This window comes from Prevotella sp. oral taxon 313, from assembly GCF_003043935.1.
GTDB lineage: Bacteria > Bacteroidota > Bacteroidia > Bacteroidales > Bacteroidaceae > Prevotella > Prevotella jejuni.
In genome coordinates this window covers 56,041-77,473 of sequence record NZ_PYXE01000002.1, presented here as the reverse complement: position 1 = coordinate 77,473, position 21,433 = coordinate 56,041, and the positions used below count along the sequence as shown (strand labels likewise).

Genomic DNA, 21,433 nt, shown 5'->3' with positions numbered 1-21,433 from the left:
TAATACTTATTACTTTGGAACCTTATGATTAGTAGCAAACTTATACTCGTATTTCAGATAACCTTCCTTTAATGTTAGGCTCGCTATGTAGTCTTCGTCATCACCACTATTGTTTTCTTTGGTCGCTCTAAACCATATCTTTTGATTATCTCGCATGATGCCCCGAATCTTCATTGGAAGTTCAAGAGAGTGTGTCCAAAGGACTACACCATTAGTATTTCTCAGCTGAAGAACCGTAGGTGCATCTTTTGAAATACTGGTTTTATACTCTATAAGGATATATTTCGCATCTTGATAATCTATCAATGTTTCAAAACCAGTGAACCATCCTGTTATTGGATTATGGCTAATCATTCGATCATCACCACGTTTGTTTTCCATACCATATAGGAAATAACCAGCGTCCTGAGGGTCACCTAAGTGATACATGAAGCGTATTCTCCAAAGTTTATTTTGGCTTGTTTGGCTTGAGTTTTCACTTGCATCCTTTCGTTCTAATATATAAAATACACTATCGCGCACCTCTCCATTGAGTTCTGAAATTGGTAGTTCCTTTGCGTAATTATATGCGTCTTCTGTATAAAGGCGGTCTGTGGCAGGGAAATAATAATAAGTCTCAGCCAAGTTGTTAACTACCTTGAGTCCCTCACCAACACCCGACGTACTTGCATGGTCTTCATAGGTATCAGAGATAAAGTTTACTGATGAGATACCACTCGACATAGCTTTCTTCTTGGCAAAGATAGTCTTTGTGACGTTTTTCAACGTGAGTGTCTGTGGATCAATCTCAAGTATAAACTGAGAAGGTATCGTGATATACCACTTCTTGACTTGATTCAGATACTGTATCTCAAGCATGTGGAAAGCTGTCATACCAATCTTCCTTGCGTCGTCATCACTGATGAAAAGTTTGTCAGCTAACACCTTTCCGCTATCTGGATCGATAAAGCCATAATAGTAACCCGTTGGTGGAGTTTCGTCGTCAGAATACCAGTTACTGAAACTGCGATTGGTTAGATAGAAGAAACAAACACGCCCGTTATATCTTACAGGAACAATGGCTCTATATGTATCCTCAACGCTAATAGAATCGCGCGAACTAACACTTGGACTGGAAGATCTCAATCCGTATATTATCATAAAGAGTAGAAAGAAAGTGATAACACCTATGATGGCGAATACTTTGGCTATACTAGTTATGGAGACGTTGGAGTTTCCATTGAAGCTGGAAAAGCCTCCATTATCAAAGTGATGTTTGACATGAACGGTTATATCATCGTCATCCAAGAAATATTCTGTCCCACAGCTTTTACAGCGATAGAGTTTGTCCCCCAATTGGACATGTTTCTCACTACCACAATTCGGGCACTTTATGGGTCTTATCTTTGTTGACATTGTATTACTTTATCTGTACTTTTATTAATACTTAGTGCTTCTTTACTTTATGATTTCTATCAAACTGATATTCGTATTTTAGCTTGCCTTCTTTCAATGTGAAGCTTATTATGTAATTTTCGTCATAATGTTCTGGGGTCTTTTTACTTGCACTAAACCATATCTTACGATTGTCTCTTATAGTAGCATAAAGCCGTATAGGATACTCAAGAGAACGCGTCCATAGAATCTTTCCATTAGTGTTTCTTAGCTGAAGAACAGCTGGTGTATTCTCCGATATATTGGTTTTATACCAAATAAGTATGTATGTTGAATCTTGTAAAATAATGTTTGCATCGAATCCTGTGAACCAGTCTGATATTTCCTGACGGCCAACTACTTGTATGTCTTTAGCCACAAAATCGTATTTCTTGTTTGAGGGATTGCTAAAGTATTTAGGATTCCCAAGGTGATACGTGAATTGTATTCTTGTTAGCTTGTTTTGACTTTCTTTGCTTGAAGAGGCATTAGACTTCTTGCTTTCTAATATGTATAATACGCTATCACGCATCTCTCCTTTTAATTCAGATGATGGTAGTTCTTTTGCGTAATTATAGGCTTCTTCTGTATATAGATGGTCTGTGGCAGGGAAATAATAGTAAACTTCTGCCAAGTTGTTAGATATTTCTAAGCCCTCATCTCCCTCTAATGAAAAATCAAAGAAATCGCTTGTTCGATAGATAAAATCCACTGATGAAATCCCACTAGACATTGCTTTCTTATTAGCAAATATAGTCTTTGAGATATTGTTCATAGTGAGTGTTTGCGGATTAATCTCATAGATAAACTGCTTAGGAATGAGGCATAACCACTTATCTGCTTGGTAAAGATGCCATATCTTAAGTCCATTAATCGATGTCATATCAACTCTTTTGCTCTCATCATCACTGATGAGGAGCTTATCAGCTAACACTTTCCCAGTCTGTGCATCGACAAATCCATAATAGTAACCATCGGCTAAAGTCTTATCATCATCAATCTTATAATCAATATTACGTTCCGTTATATAGAAGAAACAAACTCGTCCTTTATGCATCATTGGAAGGATGATATTATATTGATCCACTACACTAATGGAGTCGTTTGAGAATAAGTCACTTGAGAAAAGACGATTTTTCCCTTTGTTATTTCCATCCCACAAAAACATAGCACCAATCAGAAACAAAAAGACGATACCAATAACTACGAAATTCCTCTTCGTATTACTAAAGGAGTTTTTAGACTCTCTTTTAGGTTGCGTAAAGCCAGCGTAGTTAAAATCATGCTTGACATGAACTGTTATGTCATCGTCATCTAAAAAGTATTCTGTCCCACAGTTTTTGCAGCGATAGAGTTTTTCATTCAATTGATCATGCTTCTCGCTACCACAGTTCGGGCACTTTATTGGTCTTATCTTTATTGACATCGAATTACGTTCCTGTATGTTTATCGTTTTTTATAGTGTATGGTTAGATAACATAAAATAACTTCTACAGCTGTAAAGATGGCAAAGAGAATTATCCACCAGTTATCTTTTACACTACTTGGTGCTATTAATCCACTGACAAACTCTACTACTCCTGCAATAAGGAAGAGCATACCAAGGCTCAAACGATGAGTACGCTCAGCACCAAGAGCAAACAACATTACAACCAATAGAGTGTTGACTATAATGGTAACACTCGTGTAGAGCATGTTTGCCAAAGGATAGACAGAGAGGACGAGACCTGCAATGATATTGACAAAGAGGACTGATATGGCGGGGATTAGGACTTTATTCATAATTTAGAAAGTATTTCGTTCTTCTTTTGTTCATATTCTTCATTTGTGATGAGCTGCTCATCCAAGAGTTTTTTGAGCTTTCGTAGGCGTAGAGTAGGGTCACTATTGGTATCGCCCGACTTGAATATGTCTTGTGCTAACTGTAGTCCTGCTCCCATTTGCAAGCCAGCTCCTGCCAGTCCACCTTCATTCTTTGCAGCATCACGTAAGGCTCCTAACTTCTGCAATCCAGTGTAGTCAAGGTCAACTTCGGCTGCTGCATGCTTCTCAGTAGTCATGTTTGCAATCCTACCAATGCGTTCCATCGTATCTTCATCGAATGTGACTGAGGCAATGCGGAAGTCGGTCAACTGTAAACCAAGACGTGATAACTCTTCAGAAGTCTTATCTCGCAACTCCGTGGAAAGTTCACCTAAATGGGTATCAATCTCTCGATAAGGGTAAGCTTTGACTGCAAGAAAGGCGGTGAGAGGTGTTACGATGCGAGAAGAAACAAGTTCTTGCACGTCTTCCGCATAGTAGTTAGACATCGTTCCCAGCAGTGTTACAAACATTTGTGCAGCGTCTTGTATCTTTACAGAGAAGTTTCCACAAACTCCAAGAGCCACTGGTAATTGATAGTCAGGCTCTATGTATTTCACTGGTGAAGCTGTTCCCCACAGGATATTCACCATCTCGGCCGTACGAAAGAAATAGAACCTCATTTTGTGTTCACTCTCTGCTTGCTGTGAGATATTAAGTAAAGTTGTGATAAAAGGATGGTTATCAGACTCCATCTCATACACTCCAGCCTCTGTAAGTGTGGCTTTTACCTGTCCATCATAAACGACAATGCAGCCCTGTCCAGGTGCAATTATCAGCTTACTGGCATCTTTTATCTCGTCAGTTGTGGTTTCCAGCTGATGGAAGAGAAGTCTGTTATCTTGCTCTTTCCACTCTATGACGGTCCTCATTTGGCGTTTGAAGAAATTCTTTATTCCCATAGATTCTACTGTAACTTATTAGTAATTATATTCCTCTTTGTCGTATAAGATTATGTGTCTTAACTTCTTATAATATTGCAAAAATAATGATTTATAATGAAACCAACAGCATTAGTTATCACAATAAATCCTATTATTTATTATTAAATATTGATGAATTGCTTATAAAATTATTATATATTAAATAATAATAAAGTGTTGTTTTACTACCAGTAGATACTAACTTTCAACAAAAAGACTATCCTTCTCTGGTGGAGCAAGTATTTGACACAAATGCTTACAAACCTCATGTATAAGATTAGTAAGGATGGTAAAAAGCAAAAGTAGGAAGAAAACCACTTCGTTTTCTTCCTACTCATCATTATGTTAGCATATTATTTCCTTAATAAGGAATACTCAATACATGTACATGTTAAAGTAATCTATCTTAAAGAACATAATGCACAATCTGTCATTGATACAACATCAGGAGAGTATACTCTCGTCTATTAATCTTGGATAAGGACTTAAGAACTCTATAAGTTCAGCAAACCTTGACAATCTTAATAGGTGTGGATGAATTTTATTAAGATATTCTATATCTTCACTGTCCATATCATTAGGGATATGAACAGCCCATCCTCCTATCTCCAAAACAGGAGCAATATCTTCTGAATACGAATCTCCAACCATCAGTAGTTGCCCTACCTTTACGCCAAACTGTTTGCATAATCGATTATAAGCATCAGGCGTCTTCTCCGATACAATAACAATATCATCAAAGTAGGGACGTAGTCCCGAACGTTGAAACTTATTTTCCTGATCAAGCAATTCTCCTTTAGTAAACACAACCATTCGGTATCTTCCAGTGTCACGAAGCTTTGCCAATGTTGCTTTAACACCATCGAAAGGGTGACCCGGTAGTCGTAGTAATTCCTTACTAACCTCAACAATCTGCCCTATGTCATATCCCTTTACCTTTCCGTGACTGATTTTGACCGCATTCTCTATTAGTGATAACATGAAAGCTTTACTTCCATAACCAAGGAGTGGTATGTTAGCCTTTTCAGTGGCGCGGAGAGCATGGGACACCTCATCAGCCGAAGCGTATGGGGCAAGTATCTCACAGTACACTTTCTTCACTGTATCAAAGTAGGTTTGGCTACCCCACAGTGTGTCGTCAGCATCAAATGCTATAAGTGAAATCTCCGTCATAAGCCTAAAAAATTAAATATTATTGTTATCGTGGACATTCTCTTCTTCATTGAACCTTGTCCAATGAAGGCTGGTCGTAGACGGTAAATAATAATCTTCCTTTCAACTATAATAAAAACCTCCTTTTCTTTCTTTTCGCAGCAAAGATAATTCTTTTTTTCGTTATTACAAGTTTTTCAACAATATTTTTACCATCATAAATGTTAATTTTGCTTTTATTAATTATATTCAAACACTATATATTTATCGACAAAACAAATATTTCTGTTAACTAACATGTTTTTGTTATGATTCTTGTTAACACATGAGAACCCAATACAGAGTACATGATTGGAGTATTTAAAACGACGAAAAGTTTGATTATCTCAATTATTTTTGCTTTCTTTGTGGTCACTTTTGTCTGTGATAATGACCTACACTTAAATACTATTGTGTAATTGTTAATATCATATAAACTCAGACAACACACCTAATTGGAGACTAAAAACAAAATGGAACAAAAACTCTTGACAATAGCCTTGTTATCTTCAGCTTTCGGAACGGGACAGAAAATGATAGCACAGACACGTGGAACGACAACAGAAAAGCCTAATGTGATTATCATATTAGCTGATGATCTTGGTTATGGTGATTTAGAGTGTTATGGTGCTAAAAACGTTCATACACCTAATATCAATAGACTTGCAAAGTCTGGTATTCAGTTTATGAACGGCCATGCTGTTGCTGCTACAAGTACTCCTTCAAGGTATTCACTTCTCACGGGTGAGTATGCTTGGCGTCGAGAAGGTACTGATGTTGCTGCTGGCAATGCTGGAATGATTATCAAACCCAGCCAGTTTACGATGGCTGACATGTTTAAGAGTCGTGGCTATGCGACCTGTGCTATAGGCAAATGGCACCTCGGCTTGGGCGATAAGGGTGGTGAACAAGACTGGAATGCACCTTTACCAGAGTCTTTAGGTGACCTCGGTTTTGATTATCATTATATCATGGCTGCCACAGCAGACCGTGTCCCATGTGTTTTTATCGAGAATGGGGTAGTAGCTAACTATGACCCAACTCATCCAATAGAAGTGTCATACGTGAAAAACTTTGATGGTGAACCAACAGGACGTAAGAACCCAGAACTCCTTTATAATATGCGTTCGAGCCATGGTCATGATATGTCTATCGTCAATGGCATTGGTAGAATAGGATATATGAAGGGTGGGGGTAAAGCTCTATGGAAGGATGAGAACATTGCAGACTCCATCCTTTCTCATGCTATGAAATTCATTGACAAACATAAGAAAGAGCCTTTCTTTATGTATTTCGCAACGAATGATGTTCATGTTCCACGCTTTCCTCATGAGCGTTTCCGTGGGAAGAATCCAATGGGAGTGCGTGGAGACGCTATTGTTCAGTTTGATTGGACTGTCGGACAGTTACTGAAGAAGCTGCATGAACTAAAGATAGATGACAATACACTCATTATTCTTACAAGCGATAACGGACCTGTTGTAGATGATGGGTATCAAGATCGTGCCGAAGAATTACTTAATGGACACAGTCCTGCAGGGCCTTTCCGTGGCAATAAGTATAGTGCCTTTGAAGGTGGAACTGCCGTACCATTCATTGTATCTTGGCCTCGTAAGATTAAAGGAGGAGTCGTGTCAAAAGCCCTTGTGAGTCAGATAGACCTATTATCGTCATTGGGCTCACTTGTTCATGCACGACTCCCTAAGGGTAGTGCACCTGATAGTCGCAACTATCTCCCTACTATTCTCGGTAGTGATCAGAAGGGACGTGATTATGTTATAGGCCAATCTAACACGCATGTCCTTTCTGTCTTGACACCGCAATACCGTTATATCGAACCAAGCAATGGACCAAAGATGATTCAGTGGGGACCGAAGATAGAAACAGGTAACCTCCCTGTGCCACAGCTTTATGATATGACAGTCAGCCCATACGAAACAAATAATGTCGTTGCAGAGCACCCAGACGAAGTCTTTCGTATGCAAGATATATTGAAGAACGAAAGGAGTAAGTAATTTCAACATTAGCAGGCAACTTTATACTATCCTCTCAGGAGTAAATAACCATAGGTGACTTTTGTTGTTATTATAATACCATCAGTCCACAAACCTATGAAGAATGGAAGACTAAAGATTACTAATGTGAGAGGATATTTAATACCCATTATTACCGAAATAAGTTTTATTTTGATTTGCTGTCACTTTTAACATTTTAACTAAATAATCTGGTTTTCAGTTAGTTGAATAGCTTTTTTAGATGACAGATATGACAGGAAAAGTAATTTCCAATGGAATGTTTAGTTATAACAAAGTAACATGATGATACAAAATTGGAGTTGATATAGTACACAAAAGAATCATTTTTTATATAGAATGATAAGGGGAAACCTACATGAAACTGGTTCTCTTTATCACTGTGTTACATTGTTTTTGACTATGAATAAACCTATACAAAATGTTCTTCTTATTTCTTTACCATCACACCATTGCTTATCAAATAATAATGTCTTAGTCATCAATCCACGCTGTAATAATCACTGTACAATTATGAAGAACTAATAAAGATATGAAAAACCTTTACATGTAATCACGTTAAACATCATCAAAATATAGGTAATGTAGCACTTAAGATACTGTTGATAACATCCACTAATTCAATACATTATACATCGTTATAAAGAAGACGCCTCTCTTGGTCCAAGAAGGGCATTTTCAACGCATAAGAAGGGCATGTTCTTGAATAGAGTTAGGCCTCTTCTATGTGATTGAAAAGCATGGCATGTATGCGAGGAGAGTAAATATTATTGACATTCCGCTAAAGATAAAGGAATGAAGGGGACCCTATAAACGCATGAATCCCGGCCCCTATAAGGAGACCGGGATTATGTTGTTTGTTTGGAATAGTTGTTTGTTTGTTTCGCTTTAAGCTTCTGGCTTTACTGTCTTAGCAGCGTAAACCTCCTCTGAAAGGACAGAAACAGTACTCTTATTGTACTTGCCCTTGTGGAAGTAAACAACACCGTCTGCAAGAGCATACAATGTGTCGTCCTTACCCTGTGCAACGTTTTCGCCTGGGAAATGCTTGTTACCGCGCTGACGAACAATGATATTGCCTGCGACAATCTTCTGTCCACCCCAGATCTTAACACCTAAACGCTTTGAAGCTGATTCACGACCGTTCTTAGAACTACCTACACCTTTTTTATGTGCCATTCTTAAGTCCTCCTTTTTAAGCGTTAATTGATTTAATTTCTACCTGAGTGAAGTGTGAACGATGACCGTTCTTCTTTCTGTAGTCCTTACGACGTTTCATCTTGAAGACAACTACTTTGTCGCCTTTTACGAGAGGAGCTACTACCTCAGCTACTACCTTTGCGCCCTCAACAGTTGGTGCGCCTACTGTGACTGTTCCGTTGTTATCTACCAACAGAACCTTGTCAAACTCAACAGCCTTGCCTTCTTCCGCATCCTTGATGTGGTTTACGAAGAGCTTCTTGCCCTCCTCAGCCTTGAACTGCTGACCGTTAATTTCTACAATTGCGTACATTATTTATATTGTAAACGGGTTTGTACCGTTGGGCGGCTGAGCATCTATTCAGCACTTGTTCTGAGCCCAGAACGGCATAATCGGGTGCAAAGTTACTAAAAATTAATGTTATGTAACATAATAATGGGGGATTATTCTTACTTAATTAACAATAATTAGAGCATTTGCAGCACATATCTCTGCTTTGAAAGAGGATAAATCTATGAAACTACAGATGCTATACACAAGATTTCTACTCCCTTGTTTCCTGTCATTAGGCCCATGTGTACAAACACATGACAAGCTACCTTCATGTTAAGATGGAGGTTTTGTAGAATGTAACTAATGTCTGTAAGCCTATAACATTGCTACTCATACCAAGCGTTTTACGAGGAGATTCCACAAATGTTATGGCCTAAGTAATCGTTATTTATATCTCATATCAAAGGATGTATCGTCTAAATTATCAAGCTGACGATCGTCCTCTTGATAGATGTTATCAAGGTTAAACTCTTGCTCATTGTGCATCTTTGGTTTACGTTTCATAGTTATGTCCTCCATAGAGTAGCCTTGCCGCAAAGCATGCCTCTGGTAGTAAGTGATTTAGGATGCGGCAAATCCTTGTTATCTTGTTTACAAATATACGATAATAAAATGGTACTATTGTCAATAAACAAGAAATCTTTTGATTGATTTTTTCTATTATAAAGAGGAGAGAGTTGCGTGGGTATTGATATTCTACACTTATTGTTGAAAAAGTAATCCACCTTTCACAAGAAAACAACAAGCTGAATATTTGGTCATTAAGAGGGAATATAATAACTTTGTAGCTAATGAACAATAGTTTATGATGTTATGGATAAGACAAAACAACGTAGTGACAAAGAGATGAAGTGGTCTACACTCTCCTCCGAACAACTTATCAACCGACCTTGGTTGAAGGCGCGTCGTGATACGGTTCAGTTGCCCAATGGAAAGGTTTATGACGAGTATTATGTGCTTTCATACCCAACTTGGATAAACGTAATTGCCGAAACAGAGGACGGAGAACTTATCTTGGAACGTCAGTATAGACACGGTCTTGGTGTTGTTTCAACGGAGATATGTGCTGGAGTAGTGGAGGATGGTGAATTACCATTACATGCTGCACAACGCGAATTGGAGGAAGAGACTGGTTATACTGGTGGTGAATGGGAGGAGATAATGACGATAGCTCCTAATCCTGGGGTTATGGATAATCTCTGCCATTGCTTCTATGCTCGTGGCGTGAAAAAGACTAATAATCAGCATCTTGATGCCACAGAAGATATAGAAGTGTTCCTTTGTTCTAAGGAGAAAGTAAAAGAAATGCTCCTTCGTGGCGATTTTATTCAAGCATTAATGGTAGCTCCATTGTGGAAATATTTTACCTTACAGAAAGATGATAACAAAAGATAGTATTGAAGCCGCCTACTGCTTCTTTCATCAGAAGTACCAGGTTTACGCCTTCTCAAATAGTGATAAACAGAAAGATGACATTGAATATGCCATCAGTCTGTATGTTGAACAAATGAATTCAGAACTTTATAAACGATTAGGAAACGGTCGTGACGAATTTCTTTTAACGCATACTCGTTTCGCAGAAGACATGCAGGAAGCGATTAAAACGCTATCCCAACTGCTTCCTTAACCGTTTTACAAGCCAGAAATAAGCTGGAATAAGGAAGATATCGGCCATTATCCAAGCAACAGGGTCTGCGTAACAGATTCCTGTCCATGCTAAGATTGGTACCAGCCAGATACTCACACCACAACGGGCAATCATCTCCATGACCCCACTCATCATACTAAGATTACTATATCCAAGCCCTTGAATACTGTAGCGAAGGATGACGAGTATTCCTAATGCTGGATAGAACCAGTTAGAGATACGCATCAGTCGGGCCGCATTCAGTATTACATCTTGTTCATTCCCATTGACAAACAGCATCATCATGTTGTCTGCAAAAGGATAGATGATGGCAACGGTAATAGCGAAATAGGCTAACATAAGCCACATGGCATCATTGATACCTGTCTTTATTCGACTTATTTTCTTTGCTCTAAGGTTCTGTCCACAATAGGTTGCCATGGCTACTCCAATGTTCTCAAGTACACATGTAAAGAGGTATTTAATACGAATAGCAGCCGTGAAGGAGGCTACATACACTGTTCCAAGGGCGTTATTAGCACTTTGTAGCATGATAATACCGATAGAAGTGATTGAGAACTGCAATCCCATTGGGACACCATTATTCAATAAGATACTAATCTTCTTATTATCAAACTGACGTTCGTCACCTTTCGGAACAAGGATTGTCATGTGCCGTTTGATAAACCACCAGCATAATAAAGAGGCGAACACCTGACTGAGTAGCGTTGCAATACCGGCTCCTTCAACGCCCATTCCACATAATAAGATGAACACTATGTCAAGTAGAATGTTTAATACTGAAGAAGCAATGAGGAAGTAGAAAGGCTGTTTAGAGTTACCCAATGCTCGGATCTGACCAGACAACAGGTTATAAGCAATGGTGAAAGGGATGGCACAAAACTGTAAGAATAGGAAGATATAAGCATCGTTGAAAACATCCTTTGGCGTGTTTACCATCTGTAGAATCTTATCACAAAGGAAGCAGGAAAGTAACGTGATGACAATTGCAAGCACCAATGCTATGCGCATCGCATTACTCACGTAACATCTCATCTTTCGATAGTCACCTGCGCCAAAGGCCTGTGCCACAGGGATAGCGAAGCCTGCACATGAACCGTTACAGAAGCCCATAATAAGGAACATAATACTGCTTGACGCTCCAACAGCGGCTAATGCACCCACGCCAATCCACCTTCCTACGATGACAGTATCAATGATTAAGTAGGTTTGTTGTAATAAATAACCAAGAATAAGAGGGATGGCAAACTTCAATATTGCGCGTGATGGCGCACCTTCTGTCATACTCTAAATGTGTTGTGTTTGTTCTTCTGATGCCATAATTACTCTTATTATCCTTAAATCTTGCCTTATGTTTCGTCTTGAGAGAGTTAGGCCTCAGGGCTAAATGTTTATTTTCTTTTAGTAGATATATCTACTCTAATCTTCTTATAACCCATCGAACGAAGGAATTGTGTAAACTGTTGACGTGCGTTATCCTCGGCTATTTTGATATTATTCGTTGTCATGCAACGCTTTAACATCTTTCTGTAAGCTCGCTTATAGAGTTGTTCACGATCATCGTCAGTCCACTTTCCTTTTTCAAAGAACGACCTTGTCCGTGCTTCATCAATAAAGTTTCGATCCAAGAGAACGATAGGTGGGAGTGTAGCTATGATGCTATCGCCTTCAACTCGTAGCCATTGAGGTTCTGCTTGATGCAGGTCTATACCCAAGCGGGCCACACCGTAATAGATACGCACCAATTCACTATCCGTGAAGAAGCCACGACTGATGGTGTCTACAAGTTCTTCGTCATTGATAGCAAGGAACTCCCATTGTCCGATGTTTTGTATCTGTTGTATCTGTGTTGGCGTTATCTCTATCTTCTGATCAGCATCGACACTAACTTTATTAGACGAGTTAAGCCACCAAAAGAGACCGACTCCTAACACTACAATGGTTATACAAGAGAGGAGACAACCTTTGCCAGTCGACATGACATGGCTTAGTATTCCTCTTATATCCTTCTTCTCCTCCTTATCCTTCTGGTTAGCGAGGTTATTATTTGGTGTATTCTTTTCCATCTTTAATCCTTTGCTTTTACTTCAAACAAACTACCTAAATCCTTTATCGTAAACTTCTTACGGAAGGATATAGTCACATCTGACTCCTTATATCCCATGGTTGTGAATATAGGGACAAGTTGTCGGGCAGCACTCTCTTGTGCTTGTTCGATGATACCCATTTGAGGGATGGATGCAATAATCTGTTTCCTACCTTGTTGTTCGTAGTTCGTCAGTTCGGCATCAGTGAAGTTACGACGTGTCAAGGGTACGTTTTCTTTTATCTCTTTATGGTCAATCTTTGTCGATACGAGGATTATCTTGGGGTCAGGTAAGGTGACAAGAAGTTCCTTTCCACGACGCTGTATATTCTTTTCGCTAAAGATAGACATGTCAATATATGCCTTCAACGTTGCATCCATAGGGATAGCAATACTACGTTCACCTAAGGGAAGGTTCACACTGAAGTCTTGTTTTAAGAACGTACCAGACACTTTCATCTTATCATCATGCGTGATAATCTTATGAATCTGATATTCTATCGTGTAAAGTCGTGAACACTGTTGTACCTGTGTCACCAACATTGGGATTGTGTCAATTGCTTTAGCGGCTGGCTCAACATTGTTGTTTTTATCTTTACAACCAGCTACTAACAATGCCAGAACTGATAATATTAGGACGGAGTATTTCATTCTAAATCAATATAAGTACGTGGACAAAGGTACGAAAAAGCACCGATAAAACACCTAATCGACCATATAAATTAATGATATTAATGCTTTTCTCCCTGCATACTGATACTAAGCTCGTATAGCGTAAACAGATGGCAGCAAAGAAGCTAAGTATCGAATAGCCTTAATTTCAATAACTCTTCTCATCACTCAAACCCTTTTGTTTACCCTCTTCTAAACTCCTCAGCTATTGTATTGACTCTACCCAAAATGTAGTATGACGATGATAAATGATGCTTCTTACCATTTTATATGTCCTTTTCTTCATCTTTGACGTTTTTTATTCGTAATTTTGTGGCTTAATTTATACGAGGTATTTGGGAACAAACCATATATGGAATCATTAAAGGAGATATTTAGAATTGGTAAAGGACCATCGAGTAGTCATACGATGGGGCCACAACGTGCGGCAACAATCTTTGCTGAACGACATCCAGAAACAGCAAGATTTGAAGTGACTTTGTATGGTAGTCTGGCTGCAACAGGTAAGGGACACATGACTGACAAGGCCATAATTGATGTTCTAAAGCAAGTGGCACCAGTCGAAATAATATGGGAACCAGACATTTTTTTGCCTTATCATCCTAATGGAATGCTTTTTCGTGCCTTTAACGACAGCCAAGACTTGTTAGATGAATGGACCGTCTATAGTGTCGGTGGAGGTGCTTTATCAGAGGGAAAAGCGACAGGCGATTTCTTTCAGAAGGAGACTGTTTATGACTTACACACCCTAAAAGACATTCAGGTATGGTGCGAGCATCATGGACGTGGCTATTGGGAGTATGTCAAACAATGTGAGGGAGACGACCTGTGGGACTATCTTCGAGAGGTTTGGAAGACCATGCAGGCTGCTGTTGAGCGTGGACTTGACAGCGAAGGAGCTCTACCTGGTCCGTTAAATCTTGCTCGAAAGGCCCCCAACTATTATATCAAGGCACGTGGCTATAAGCCTTCTTTGCAGAGCCGTGGTATGGTTTATTCATACGCATTGGCGGTTAGTGAGGAGAATGCCTCTGGTGGTACGATAGTAACAGCGCCCACTTGTGGTGCCTGCGGTGTAGTCCCTGCAGTGCTTTATCACCTCTCAAAAGGACATGAATTTTCTGAGACAAAGATATTGCATGCCCTTGCCACGGCTGGTCTCTTTGGTAATATTGTCAAATATAATGCTTCTATCTCTGGTGCTGAAGTAGGTTGCCAAGGTGAGGTAGGAGTAGCTTGTGCAATGGCTTCAGCGGCTTCTTGCCAGTTATTCGGTGGTAGTCCTTCACAGATAGAGTATGCCGCAGAAATGGGTTTGGAGCATCACTTAGGTATGACATGCGACCCTGTGTGTGGTTTGGTACAGATTCCTTGTATTGAACGAAATGCTTTTGCGGCCTGTCGTGCACTGGATGCGCAACTTTATGCATCGTTCAGTGACGGTAGCCATCGTGTTTCGTTCGATCGTGTTGTTGAGGTTATGAAGCAGACAGGACACGACATACCATCACTTTATAAGGAGACAAGTGCTGGAGGACTGGCTAAGGATTATCAGATGTAAATCTTTTTACATTTGAAAGTCATTGTTTCTTACAAAACTATATCAGCCCATTTTTAGTAGATAAAGGCGTAGAGACAGCATTAATGCCCAGTAAACGTGTTACGGAACAAAGGTAAAAACGATTACTGGGCATTTATCATTTTGAGAAGTAAATTCAGTCGGCTACTCCATTATGGGCGTGTGGTTAGAGCGTTATTGTCTATTGATACGCAACATTATCCAACTTAGTTTTCAAGAGCTTAACCATACTGCCATGTTGACTTTTAGGGTTTCCTTTCCACTGATAGGTCTTTCCTTTATAAGTAATATCAATTCCTACGGTGCCAGACTTCTCATATATAGAATACTTTGCATCCTTATTACTAAAGGTCAACTTACCCTTCTTCTTATCATACTTAAACTTTGAATCTTCTTGAAGTCTATCTGCTGGGTAATAGAACTCTACACTCTTTTCTGCATCAAGGACAGCATAATAGAGCAAACAGTCATCGAGATTATAAAGAATAACGTCTTTATTTACCTTATCGACATGGAACATGAAGTAGTCCTTGACAAGTTCATTCTCAAGATTGATACCCTTAAAAACTTTTTTAATCGGCTTTTTGCCAGTCCATTCTTCTATTGTTAACGTGTAAATAGGAGATTTCGAACTATCATCAGTCTGTGTACGGATAAGCTTTGGACGGTTGTTAACTACACTATAGTCTGAGTATTGATGCCAACAACAACCATCTTTTATCATTGTTGTAAGCGTCTTTTCTTTCTTATTGATGGTAAATAGTCCGCAATTACCCTGTGCTAATTCTGTGAAATCAGCATTATATACAAAGCCTTTATTCGTTGCTAAGAATATTTGAAAGGATGGACCATTATAGCAACCATTGTTCCCGTCCATAATTGCAAAATCTTTTCTCCCATCAAAATTATAGTCTTCATAAAGCAAGACACTATACTCTCCATAAGGAAACTCCGCTATATTTGCTTTAATCTTACCATCATGGAGGTCAAAAGGGAGGTCGTCTGCATCAACATGGATTAGTTTCTTTTTTGTAGTACGGTCATAAACCTCAACCCAACCACCGGTAGTAAGTGCGGATGTGTCGGCGTAGTAAACCTTACCATAGTACTGTTTTGAAAACCCATCAATATTAAATGTGGCCTGCCCGAAGGCTGAGTGTAACCAACCTAAGAGTAAAAAACATAGTGTGATAATCTTTTTCATTTTATAAGTAATGTTTAGTTTTTTCTTAAATAAGCCTCGATAGTATCTATCAAAACCATTGATTTAATTTAGTTCTACAACTTTTCAATTGTTCTTTCTAACTTTCTTAGTAGCTTTTATGTCCGTTTCTTTATGAGGGAAGAACGTATCCCATTTACATTTACCAGTATCTCTATTTAGGAAGGGTTGTGACCTCTCCACATTTCGAGGGAATTTGTACTATTATGAATTATCATTACATATCATTAAGTCAAATACCTTCATGATAGGAGTATAGCTATCACTCATATCAAGCTTATAATCAGCAATAAATCAATATGTTACAGACTGTAAAGGAGAAGACGCTTGTCTTGCCTCAAGAAGGGCGTCTTCAAGATGCAAGAAGGGCATGTTCTTGAACATTGAAGGGTGTCCTCTTGTTTCATTTCTCAGCCCTTCTCCAAATGAGTAGGAGAGTAACTAATGAAATATCCCAACAATTTCAGCTTGCGCATTTATCGTTCCATCTTCGTTTTACAACTCTCTTACAAGGTTAAACCCACTAATCACGCTTCTCTCTGCGAGGAAGGGGAGGGGAGAAGTACCATCTGAGGAAGGAGATAGCAATTACTGATTTTTGAAGCGCATAACCCACTTTGTCACAAAGTTTCAACGCATGATAAAAAGGAGAAGAAATAAGGACGAATACTTGTTTGGGAAAGTTGCACAACCAATCAATGCTATGAACTTTTTTACAATACAATTTTTACGTTGTTTACCACCTGTATGTTCGTATGTCAAAGACAAGGAGGTTTATTCAAAAATAAATTTGCTGTCATTTCTGTCAGCCGTCATTGTCACCTAACTATTTAGTTTACAGCAGGGTTACACGAAATGTTAAAAATGACAGCAAACTGATTTTAAACTTTTATCGTAGTTATGTGTATTAATTTACCTCTCTGTTTAGTGATTTTGATAACGTTTTGTTTTGAGAGATACAAAAAGTGTTTGTCTCAACCTATATATTATTCAGCGAATAAAACATGGTTCATTTTAAAGCAAAGATAAATCCCCCTCACCTTGAATGATAAGGGGAGAGGGATATGCTTAAAATCTATTAATCAATTCTTCCGGCGTTACAAGTTCTTGTTCACCAGAGGTCATGTTCTTTAGTGTTATCTTGCCTTCTTGAATCTCAGACTCACCTGCAAGAGCAACAAAAGCAATGTTCTTGGCATTTGCATAGCTCATCTGCTTTTTCATCTTGGCCTTGTCAGGGAACATCTCGGTACGTATGCCCGCCTTGCGTGCAGCTGCAACAATAGGCAGACAGTAGGCTGTCTCTTTCTCACCAAAGTTGATAAAGAGAAGCTGCGTACCCTGTACACTTTCCTTCGGATAGAGGTCGAGGGTGTTAAGGACATCATAGATGCGGTCGGCACCGAAACTTATACCAACTCCAGAGAGTCCTGGCATACCAAAGATACCTGTCAGGTTATCATAACGACCACCACCAGTAATAGAGCCAATCTGTACGTCAAGCGCCTTTACCTCAAAGATAGCACCTGTGTAATAGTTCAGTCCACGAGCCAAGGTGAGGTCGAGTTGTATCTCATTATTAAGTCCTGAACTCTTTAATGTGTCAAGTATAAAACGAGACTCCTCAACACCTTTCATTCCAGTCTCACTCTCTTTCAGAACTTCTTCGATAACTTTAAGTTTCTCTTCATTAGTTCCTTCTAACTTAATGATAGGCTGTAACTTCTCTATTGCTTCCTCTGATATACCATTACTGCGCAACTCTTCGTTTACATTGTCAAGTCCTATCTTGTCAAGCTTATCAATAGCAACAGTGATGTCAACAATCTTATCCTTCTCACCAATCACTTCTGCAATACCTGTGAGAATCTTTCTATTGTTAATCTTTATCTGTACACGGATGCCAAACTCAGTAAAGACAGTGTCAATAATCTGCATTAGCTCCACCTCATTCAGCAATGAATCAGAACCAACAACATCAGCATCACACTGATAGAACTCGCGATAACGTCCCTTTTGTGGGCGGTCTGCTCGCCAAACAGGCTGAATCTGATAACGCTTAAAAGGCAACTGCAGTTCATCACGATGCATTACTACATAACGAGCGAAAGGAACGGTTAGATCATAACGTAACCCCTTCTCACAGAGTTTTGTCTGCATCTTAAGTGTGTTACGCTCCTTGAGTTCGTCGTCACTTACTGCTTTCAAATAATCACCAGAGTTGAGAATCTTAAAGAGAAGTTTGTCGCCTTCTTCACCATACTTACCCATCAGAGTATGTAAAGTCTCCATAGAAGGAGTCTCTATCTGCTGAAAGCCATAGAGCGCATAGACACGTTTGATAGTATCGAATATGTAATTTCTTTTAGCCATCTCATCAGGACCAAAGTCACGAGTACCCTTTGGGATGGAAGGTTTGTTTGCCATTTGCTTTAATGATTATATATTGAAATAAAATATTAGGCTGTAAGTTACGAATATAAGCTTCTTTGATTACTTATAAACGTAAGTTACAGCCTAAGAAAGGATTATAATACTATTGTTTGCTCACGATCAGGACCAACAGAGATAATGCCGATACGTGTCTCAAGATAGTCCTCAAGGAATGCCACATAATCTCGGAAAGCTTGTGGGAATTCGTCTTGTGACTTACACTTCGTCATGTCCTTCTTCCATCCAGGGAATTCCTTATAGATAGGTTTGACATTATCTATCTCGTATGGGAAATCCTTTGTCTCAGAACCATCAGGTAACTCGTAAGCAACACATGCCTTAATAGTATCAAAACTATCAAGAACATCGCTCTTCATCATAATGAGTTCGGTTACGCCATTGACCATTACGGAATAACGCAGTTGTACAAGATCAATCCAGCCACAACGACGCTCACGCCCAGTCACAGCTCCGTATTCATGTCCAAGGTCGCGAATTGTCTTTCCTGTCTCGTCAAAGAGCTCTGTTGGGAATGGTCCAGAGCCCACACGGGTACAATAAGCTTTCATAATACCATAGACATTGCCCACCTTGTTCGGACCTATTCCAAGACCCGTACAAGCACCAGCGCAGATGGTATTTGAAGAGGTTACGAAAGGATAAGAGCCAAAGTCAACATCAAGCATTGTTCCTTGTGCGCCTTCGCAAAGGATGTGCTTATTCTCACGAAGGAGATGGTTGACCTCTATCTCAGAGTCAACAAACTTGAATTCCTTCATGTAGTCTATTCCTTCCATCCACAACTTCTCTGTCTCTTCGAAGCCTTCAAAGTCAGTCCAGCCCAATGCTGCAAGCATCTTCATGTGACGTTCCTTATGTGCAGCATACTTATTTTCAAAGTCGCTGAGGATGTCACCAACACGTAAACCATTGCGGCTAACCTTATCAGTATAGGTAGGACCAATACCTTTACCTGTTGTTCCTACTTTATCCTTACCTTTTGCTGCCTCGTAAGCACGGTCAAGAATACGATGCGTAGGCATGATAAGATGAGCCTTCTTTGAGATATGGAGACGCTCCTTCAAAGGATGTCCACTCTTCTCAAGGTCTTTAGCTTCTCCCATAAAGAGGTCTGGAGCCAAGACAACCCCATTGCCAATGATATTAACTTTCCCACCCTGGAATATTCCTGATGGAATAGAACGCAGAACATATTTCTGCCCTTCGAACTCAAGAGTGTGCCCTGCATTTGGACCTCCTTGGAAACGAGCCACTACATCGTAACGTGGTGTGAGCACGTCTACGACCTTACCTTTTCCTTCATCACCCCATTGGAGACCCAACAGGACGTCTACTTTACCTGTGTTCATTTACTTTTATGTGAGTTTTTAACTTGTTTCTGTGTTAGAAACTTGCTTCTCTGACGCGATAAGGTTGCTTGACAGCGTGAACATATACCATATATATATAATGAGAAGCCATCTCTGCGGAAACGATGAAATTTCGTATTCTTTATTGCATCTACTATCTCTGGAGAATCAACTTCGGTCACTGTACCGCATAGAGTACAAATTTGATGAATATGATCTTCATTGTTGTAGCAACCTTCATACTTGGTTTGTCCTATGAAACGATGTCTGACAACAAGGCGCAACTCTATGAAAAGACGCATTGCATTATAAAGTGTAGCACGCGAAACTCGAAAGTTCTTCTCTTCAAGTGCTACACCTAACTCGTCTAAGGAGAAATGCCCCTTCATATCATACACCGCATCGAGAATGGCATAACGTTCCGATGTCTTGCGATGATTGTTAGCTTCGAGATATTCATCCAGAATATCGCGAACTCTTTTTTTGACTATATCTCGAGTCACAACTTACTGATTAAATTCGCACAAAGTTACCATTTTAAAATGATATAACTACTATATTACAATAAAAAAAAGTTAAAATCAGGGTGTTTGAAAAATGGATGATATTACTTCTCACATGGCTTCTCCGAAGCTTATCAAGTCTTTTTGTTAACCTTTATACAATTACTTTATATCATCAACTTTATGAAGAGAATATGACGTAACACAATAAAAATATATTAGATTTAGTCTAAATCATAATTAATAATGATTTTTTCTTATTTCTTTACATGCTGATAAAAAAATAAGACCTATATTTGTGGACGAAACAAGATATAACTCTTATGACACTAAAAACCATATCTACCAAATTGAAACGTGTGATAGATAATTTTTTATCACGCATATCATATCGGCAAAAGATTACGTTATCCATTTTGTGCGGTGTGATAGTAGGCTTTACGGGGTTATTCTTCTATTTGCTACGTATGCATACTTATATAATAGGTGATGACCCGGCAGCATGTATTAATTGCCATATTATGTCACCTTATTATGCTACATGGTCGCACTCTGCACATGCTCGTAACGCCACATGTAACGATTGTCACGTACCTAATGACAATGTTGCTGCACACTATGCCTTCAAAGGAATGGATGGTATGAAGCACGTTGCTTATTTCGTTACTTTCAGTGAATCACAGAGTATTCAGGCTGAATCAGCATCGGCAGAAGTGATAATGGATAATTGTATTCGTTGTCATAAACAATTGAACCAAGAGTTTGTTAATACTGGCCGAATTGATTATATGGAAGCACAACGAGGTGAGGGTAAAGCCTGCTGGGATTGTCATCGTGACGTAGCCCACATGAAGATGAACTCTCTCTCCAGTACTCCAGGGGCTGAGTTCGTAGAACCGATGCCTCCATCTCCAGTACCAGAATGGTTACAAAATATATTAGGTAAGAAAAATAAAAACTAAA

The 21,433-nt window shown here is 39.1% G+C and carries 19 protein-coding genes; 5 read left to right on the top strand and 14 right to left on the bottom strand.

Translation table 11 applies throughout. The annotated features are described in order from the left end of the window. Positions 1 to 9: 9 nt before the first annotated feature. From AXF23_RS14445 to AXF23_RS14425, 5 genes are all read right to left on the bottom strand, one after another. A complete protein-coding gene (locus AXF23_RS14445; protein WP_107625960.1) occupies positions 10 to 1,395 on the bottom strand; it encodes a TFIIB-type zinc ribbon-containing protein in 1,386 nt (461 codons plus the stop codon). 31 nt (positions 1,396 to 1,426) lie between these two features. Further along, positions 1,427 to 2,839 (bottom strand): peptide transporter, encoded by a 1,413-nt coding sequence (locus tag AXF23_RS14440; protein WP_107625959.1) that lies wholly within the window; start codon positions 2,837 to 2,839, stop codon positions 1,427 to 1,429. 20 nt (positions 2,840 to 2,859) lie between these two features. Further along, complete coding sequence (locus AXF23_RS14435) at positions 2,860 to 3,195, bottom strand: transporter (protein ID WP_107625958.1); 336 nt, start codon at positions 3,193 to 3,195, stop codon at positions 2,860 to 2,862. After that, positions 3,192 to 4,178 carry an SPFH domain-containing protein gene (locus AXF23_RS14430; protein WP_107625957.1) on the bottom strand — a complete coding sequence of 329 codons (987 nt, stop codon included), beginning with the start codon at positions 4,176 to 4,178 and terminating at the stop codon, positions 3,192 to 3,194. Before AXF23_RS14430 ends, AXF23_RS14435 begins: the two co-directional genes overlap by 4 nt. Positions 4,179 to 4,643: 465 nt before the next feature. Further along, the gene (locus tag AXF23_RS14425) at positions 4,644 to 5,372 is read right to left on the bottom strand and encodes an HAD family hydrolase (RefSeq protein ID WP_107625956.1); all 729 of its coding nucleotides are present in this window, start codon (positions 5,370 to 5,372) and stop codon (positions 4,644 to 4,646) included. A 491-nt stretch (positions 5,373 to 5,863) separates the two neighbouring features. On the opposite strand from AXF23_RS14425, the gene AXF23_RS14420 reads away from it, so the two are divergent. Further along, positions 5,864 to 7,405, top strand: a complete 1,542-nt coding sequence (locus tag AXF23_RS14420; RefSeq protein ID WP_107625955.1) for a sulfatase-like hydrolase/transferase — start codon at positions 5,864 to 5,866, stop codon at positions 7,403 to 7,405. Positions 7,406 to 8,311: 906 nt separating this feature from the next. Here the strand turns inward: AXF23_RS14420 and rpmA are convergent. Further along, a complete protein-coding gene (gene rpmA, locus AXF23_RS14415; RefSeq protein ID WP_009011165.1) occupies positions 8,312 to 8,602 on the bottom strand; it encodes a 50S ribosomal protein L27 in 291 nt (96 codons plus the stop codon). Positions 8,603 to 8,618: 16 nt separating this feature from the next. Further along, on the bottom strand, positions 8,619 to 8,936 hold the full coding sequence (gene rplU / locus AXF23_RS14410; protein WP_013263975.1) for a 50S ribosomal protein L21: 318 nt from the start codon (positions 8,934 to 8,936) through the stop codon (positions 8,619 to 8,621). Between the two features lie 834 nt (positions 8,937 to 9,770). On the opposite strand from rplU, the gene AXF23_RS14405 reads away from it, so the two are divergent. Together AXF23_RS14405 and AXF23_RS14400 are read left to right on the top strand one after the other, a co-directional pair. Further along, entirely contained in the window at positions 9,771 to 10,352 is a 582-nt protein-coding gene (locus tag AXF23_RS14405; RefSeq protein WP_089366425.1) for an NUDIX hydrolase, read from the top strand. Continuing rightward, the gene (locus tag AXF23_RS14400; RefSeq protein WP_009011161.1) at positions 10,336 to 10,584 is read left to right on the top strand and encodes a hypothetical protein; all 249 of its coding nucleotides are present in this window, start codon (positions 10,336 to 10,338) and stop codon (positions 10,582 to 10,584) included. The genes AXF23_RS14405 and AXF23_RS14400 overlap by 17 nt, the downstream gene beginning before the upstream one ends. Here AXF23_RS14400 and AXF23_RS14395 read toward each other — a convergent pair. The 3 genes from AXF23_RS14395 to AXF23_RS14385 all read right to left on the bottom strand — a co-directional run bounded on the left by AXF23_RS14395 (position 10,564) and on the right by AXF23_RS14385 (position 13,342). Next, on the bottom strand, positions 10,564 to 11,889 hold the full coding sequence (locus tag AXF23_RS14395) for an MATE family efflux transporter (protein WP_107625954.1): 1,326 nt from the start codon (positions 11,887 to 11,889) through the stop codon (positions 10,564 to 10,566). The two genes, AXF23_RS14400 and AXF23_RS14395, sit on opposite strands and share 21 nt — an antisense overlap. Before the next feature lie 107 nt (positions 11,890 to 11,996). Continuing rightward, positions 11,997 to 12,671 (bottom strand): DUF4230 domain-containing protein, encoded by a 675-nt coding sequence (locus AXF23_RS14390; protein WP_009011159.1) that lies wholly within the window; start codon positions 12,669 to 12,671, stop codon positions 11,997 to 11,999. Positions 12,672 to 12,673: 2 nt separating this feature from the next. After that, positions 12,674 to 13,342, bottom strand: a complete 669-nt coding sequence (locus tag AXF23_RS14385; protein ID WP_107625953.1) for a DUF4230 domain-containing protein — start codon at positions 13,340 to 13,342, stop codon at positions 12,674 to 12,676. Positions 13,343 to 13,715: 373 nt separating this feature from the next. Between AXF23_RS14385 and AXF23_RS14380 the strand changes: the two genes are divergently transcribed. Further along, positions 13,716 to 14,924, top strand: a complete 1,209-nt coding sequence (locus tag AXF23_RS14380; protein ID WP_107625952.1) for an L-serine ammonia-lyase — start codon at positions 13,716 to 13,718, stop codon at positions 14,922 to 14,924. A gap of 199 nt (positions 14,925 to 15,123) precedes the next feature. Here AXF23_RS14380 and AXF23_RS14375 read toward each other — a convergent pair whose 3' ends face one another. From AXF23_RS14375 to AXF23_RS14360, 4 genes are all read right to left on the bottom strand, one after another. After that, a complete protein-coding gene (locus tag AXF23_RS14375) occupies positions 15,124 to 16,146 on the bottom strand; it encodes an XAC2610-related protein (RefSeq protein WP_107625951.1) in 1,023 nt (340 codons plus the stop codon). 1,086 nt (positions 16,147 to 17,232) lie between these two features. Further along, positions 17,233 to 18,591, bottom strand: coding sequence for a histidine--tRNA ligase (gene hisS / locus AXF23_RS14370; RefSeq protein WP_107625950.1), 1,359 nt, complete (start codon positions 18,589 to 18,591; stop codon positions 17,233 to 17,235). Positions 18,592 to 18,692: 101 nt separating this feature from the next. After that, entirely contained in the window at positions 18,693 to 19,967 is a 1,275-nt protein-coding gene (locus tag AXF23_RS14365) for an adenylosuccinate synthase (RefSeq protein ID WP_107625949.1), read from the bottom strand. After that, positions 19,964 to 20,470: a Fur family transcriptional regulator gene (locus AXF23_RS14360; protein ID WP_009011153.1), complete on the bottom strand. Its 507-nt coding sequence runs from the start codon at positions 20,468 to 20,470 to the stop codon at positions 19,964 to 19,966. Before AXF23_RS14360 ends, AXF23_RS14365 begins: the two co-directional genes overlap by 4 nt. Positions 20,471 to 20,793: 323 nt before the next feature. Here AXF23_RS14360 and nrfH point away from each other — a divergent pair, with 323 nt between their 5' ends. Next, positions 20,794 to 21,432 (top strand): cytochrome c nitrite reductase small subunit, encoded by a 639-nt coding sequence (gene nrfH / locus AXF23_RS14355; RefSeq protein WP_107625948.1) that lies wholly within the window; start codon positions 20,794 to 20,796, stop codon positions 21,430 to 21,432. The last annotated feature ends 1 nt before the right edge of the window (position 21,433 follow it).